The organism is Yoonia sp. (genome assembly GCF_014859355.1).
Taxonomy (GTDB): Bacteria; Pseudomonadota; Alphaproteobacteria; order Rhodobacterales; family Rhodobacteraceae; genus Yoonia.
The window spans coordinates 1-4,535 of record NZ_JACUUJ010000073.1 but is presented as its reverse complement, the minus strand read 5'-3'; the positions used below and the strand labels follow the sequence as shown (position 1 = coordinate 4,535).

The following is a 4,535-nucleotide window of genomic DNA, read 5'->3' as shown; positions in this document are numbered from 1 at the left end:
CGAGGCCAGCCTGCGCGATGCCGTGCGCCGCAAGAAAGCGGCCCAATGGCTGGAGAAAAACTGCGCAGCGCTGACAGGCTATAACGCGTGGATTGCCGAAAACGGGCTGCCGCTTGCCAAATACCGGCAATTCTGATGGCGCGGTTCGGCGTGCATGAACTGCCCGGTGGCGGGCGCGTGGTGGCCCCATTGGTGCCGCTGGACAAAAGCCCACCACCTGCAAAATATCTGAACCCTGTGGTTTCTCTCGCGCTCGCTTATCATCACCCATCCCATGCCCGATCTCCCTCAGTCTTTTGGGGTGAGTGACACTTCTGCTTTGCTCAGGGGTGACATTATCGCGTTGCGGCTACAGACATAACACCGATAATGAAGATTATGTTAAATAAACTGTGCAGAGGGCATACCAAGTGCGGTTCAACAGGCTGATATCGCCAGATTTCCAGCCTGAAAATGCGCTGCCACGATCCCGCAACGCCCCGTGATCAAACGGGTTTGCGCCGCCGTGCGGCAAAGCCCAGACCGCCAAGCGCGGCAAGCAGCAGGCCACCCGCCGCCGGGACCGGCACGGGCGACGGCATCACCACGGGTTCCTGAAACACCGGCATGTCGTCCTGTGCCCCTTCCGGCAACAGGGCAAAAGACCCCCTGCCCGCCGGTAAACCTGCCCCGCCGGTCCCAAGGCGTGCCGCCCGTGCAACAACCTGCGGATTTGCTGCGGCGCGCAAGACACCCCCCGCCGTCCCGCCATCATCATAGACAGCGTCGCAAGCAATCACTTGCCCGATTGTGGTGCCTTGGCTGTTCACCACGCCCCAGCCATCGCCTGTTGCGTCAAAGGTGGCGCGCGCGCGCGTGGTTTCCAGTGCGTTCAGCCGAAAGCTGTGGCCCAGCGGATTATGCGTGACGCGATCAGCCCGCGCCGCAGCCGAATGCGTGACACGGTCCTTGCATCCGGCCAGCCGGTTTTCTGCGCCGCTGTCGGCACGGGTGCTGTCAAAGATATAAAAGCCGCGCGGCAGATGACCAGGATGGGCAAGGCGGCTTGGCACGGCGACGATCGTGGCAATCGTCCAATCGCTTTTGTCGGGCACATCGGCGTTGTTATCGACCAGACTGATCGGGGTTGCAGTGGCTGCTGTGGCCAGAAACGACAAGGCCATCGCCCCTGCGAGAAAAGAAAGCCCTGATTTGCATACCGGCATTGGGTTACTCATTAAAAAATCCTGTTCTGGCCCATCTTTTGCCACATTTTTCGCGGCCTGCATAGGGAGGGCGGCTGATTTGCCGGATTGCTTTGGTGATACCTTAAATCCATGAATAAAGTGTTAAAATTCGCACCATTGTTGCGTTAAAAGAAACACTTATCCTGTCTGGCCGCGCGTTACGCCAGCGCCGCGCGCCGCCACTGACCTGTCACAGCCAAAAGCTGCCCGCAAAATGCGAATCACCCCCCTGCTTTCGGGGCATTTGTTTGCCGGGGATGCGGGGCGGATGACGCCCGTTCATGCAGGGTTCACTTTGCGTTCATGGCCCGGTTCACGCGTCATTCATAAAATTGGCGCGTGTATAGGCTTTGGGCGGTGTGATCAGAAATTTGTGCCCGTATAACGTGTATTTTCACTGCAGATGCGTAATGAATTTTGAAATCACGGTGAAAATGTGGCATGATTGGGGCAACGCTGCTGTTGCCCGTTTTATTTGCCCCGCGATACCAGCAGCGGCCATAATTTCAAGCGTATCACTGCGCGTATTTCAAGTGATGGAGAAAAGCGATGAAGCATAAGATCAAAACAATAGCCACCACCGCCGCCTTTGCCGCGGCCCTGACGCTGGGCGCCCAATCGGCCAGTGCGCTGACCCTTGCGCCCTACGCGCCAAGTTGCTCAGTCGACCAATTCACCATCAATGGCAACAATTCCGAGGACTGCGCAGGTGCCTTCGAAGGCAACGACAGCAACCAGGATCTGTCTGGCCTGTTTGGTGGAACCGACTGGACCGAATTGGTCAAGGTCGATATTGAGGGTGGGGAAACTTCAAATACGCAGAACGGCACCACCCTGACCTTGACTGCCGGGACCACATTTACGTGGGAAATCACTGACTGGATGGGTTACAACCCCGTGATGGCCATCGTCAAAGCAGGCAGTTTTTTCACAGCCTATCTGATTGATACCGATCTTGGCACAGATGGGGCCGGGAACACGTTCTCGATCTTTGTCGGGAACCAAGACGATCCGAAAAACCCTGAGATTTCACATCTGACCATGTATGGCTCACCTTCTGTCATCCCCCTGCCTGCCGCTGGCTGGCTCTTGTTGATGGGGATCGGTGGTTTGGGCGTTGCATCGCGCCGCCGGCGCAAGGCACAGCACAACTAAGCGTTCCGATCAAAACAGATCGGCAAAGCCGCCCCGCTTGCATGCAGGGGCGGCTTTATCTTTTTGGCGGCACGGCCGGGGGGCCTGAATGCGCATGCGCGGCGGCACAAATCCGCGACAGGTCCGGTGCCGATCAGTGATTATCGCGCGGCAGGTCGTGGCGGATGCGCTGATAGGCGGTCGCCAGTTCCAGACAGCCGCCCTCGGCCAATTGGCCCACATGGGTGCGGTAGATTTCCTGCCATGGCGTCTGATGGTGGATCCTGGGCGCACTCCAGGCTTTGCTGCGGGCCTGCCATTCGGGCGCGTCAACCAGCGCATCCATGCGACCCGCGTTCAGATCCAGCCGCACCCGGTCGCCGGTTTGCAGCAACGCAAGGCCCCCGCCCACGACAGCCTCGGGCGATGCATTCAGGATCGAAGGGCTTTCTGATGTGCCCGATTGCCGCCCGTCGCCCACCGTGGGCAGGTGGTTCACGCCCGCCTTGAGCAGCGCATCGGGCGGCTGCATGTTTACCACTTCGGCCGAACCGGGATAGCCGACGCAGCCCACATTGCGGATGAACAGGATCGTTTCCGCGTCAATCCCAAGCGCGGGGTCGTTGATGCGATCATGATAATCTTCTGGCCCTTCGAACACCACGGCGCGCGCCTCGTAGATGCCTTCGTGACCGGGGCGCGACAGGAACCGCGCGCGGAAATCGTCGGAAATCACGCTGGTCTTCATCAGCGCGCTATCGAACAGATTGCCCGACAGCACCTTGAAACCCGCCTTTTCGCGCAGCGGGGCGGCAACAGTGCGGATCACATCCACATCGCGGCTTTCCCAGCCGTCCAGATTGGCCCCCATCGTGGCCCCGCTGGCGGTCATGGCATCCGCGTGCAACAGCCCCGCTTTCAAGAGTTCCCCCATCACCGCAGGCACGCCGCCCGCGCGAAAGAAACTTTCGCCCAAATAAGCGCCGGCAGGCTGCATATTGACCAAAAGCGGCACGTCAAAGCCGTGTGTCTGCCAGTCGCTTACATGCAGGTCAACGCCGGCATGGCGCGCAATCGCCTGCAAATGCGGCGGCGCATTGGTCGAGCCGCCAATCGCGGAATTGACCTTGATCGCGTTTTCAAATGCCTTGCGCGTCAGGATATCGGATGGTTTGAGGTCTTCCTCGACCATCGCCACAATCCGCCGACCCGTTTCATAGGCCATCGCCATGCGTTCGCGGAACGGCGCCGGGATAGCCGAGGAACCGGGCAGCGTCATGCCCAAGGCTTCGGCCATGGCGTTCATCGTGCTGGCTGTGCCCATCGTGTTGCAATGGCCAAGCGACGGGGCCGAGGAACAGACCCGTTCCATGAATTCATCATAGTCGATCTTGCCTTCGGCCATCATGCGGCGGCTTTCCCAGATGATCGTGCCCGATCCTGTGCGCTGGCCCTTCCACCAGCCATCCAGCATCGGCCCGCCATTCAGCGCGATCGCGGGCAGATCGACGGTGGCGGCCCCCATCAGCATCGCGGGCGTCGTCTTGTCGCAGCCTGTCGTCAGCACGACACCGTCAAGCGGATAGCCGTGCAGCACTTCGACCAGCGACAGATAGGCCAGATTGCGATCCAGCGCCGCGGTGGGCCGTTTGCCGGTTTCCTGAATCGGATGGGCGGGAAATTCCATCGGGATCCCGCCGGCATCGCGGATGCCTGCCTTGATGCGGTCCACCAGAAAGACATGGATCTTGTTGCAGGGCGCAAGGTCGCTGCCGGTCTGCGCAATCCCGATCACCGGGCGTTCGCCCTGTAATTCGGCGCGGGTGTATTCCTGATTCAGATAGCGTTCCAGGTAGAGTGCGGTCATGCCCGGATTGTTCGGGTTGTCGAACCATTCCTGAGAGCGATACTTGCGGTGCGCGCGTGTGTCAGACATGCAGTTTCCTTTTCCTACGTTAGCGCAACAAGCGCCCCCCGGCCCTGAACAACACGCGCGGCAAGGTCATGGCCTGCGCGCACCCCCCTGCCCGGATCGCGGTTGCAAAGATACTCTGCCAGAAATCCGGCGTTGAACGAGTCGCCCGCCGCGGTGGAATCGATCAGCGGACCGTTCAGCGGTGGGGTGTCATATGTCTGCACCCCCTGCGCGGTTTTTACAACCACGGGTGCGGGGCC

General features: G+C 60.1%; 5 protein-coding genes. 2 read left to right on the top strand and 3 right to left on the bottom strand.

The window, feature by feature from the left end; genetic code table 11:
* Positions 1–10: 10 nt before the first annotated feature.
* Positions 11–136 carry a type II toxin-antitoxin system CcdA family antitoxin gene (locus IBX59_RS14695; protein WP_296376903.1) on the top strand — a complete coding sequence of 42 codons (126 nt, stop codon included), beginning with the start codon at positions 11–13 and terminating at the stop codon, positions 134–136.
* Positions 137–485: 349 nt separating this feature from the next.
* Here the strand turns inward: IBX59_RS14695 and IBX59_RS14690 are convergent, their stop codons facing one another.
* Positions 486–1,217, bottom strand: coding sequence for a VPLPA-CTERM sorting domain-containing protein (locus IBX59_RS14690; RefSeq protein WP_296376901.1), 732 nt, complete (start codon positions 1,215–1,217; stop codon positions 486–488).
* Between the two features lie 558 nt (positions 1,218–1,775).
* Here IBX59_RS14690 and IBX59_RS14685 point away from each other — a divergent pair.
* Positions 1,776–2,381, top strand: coding sequence for a VPLPA-CTERM sorting domain-containing protein (locus IBX59_RS14685; RefSeq protein ID WP_296376898.1), 606 nt, complete (start codon positions 1,776–1,778; stop codon positions 2,379–2,381).
* 133 nt (positions 2,382–2,514) lie between these two features.
* On the opposite strand, the gene IBX59_RS14680 is transcribed toward IBX59_RS14685, so the two are convergent.
* Complete coding sequence (locus tag IBX59_RS14680) at positions 2,515–4,296, bottom strand: IlvD/Edd family dehydratase (protein ID WP_296376897.1); 1,782 nt, start codon at positions 4,294–4,296, stop codon at positions 2,515–2,517.
* Positions 4,297–4,310: 14 nt separating this feature from the next.
* Positions 4,311–4,535, bottom strand: a 225-nt coding sequence (locus IBX59_RS14675) for a PfkB family carbohydrate kinase (RefSeq protein WP_296376895.1), incomplete at its 5' end; no start/stop codon positions are given.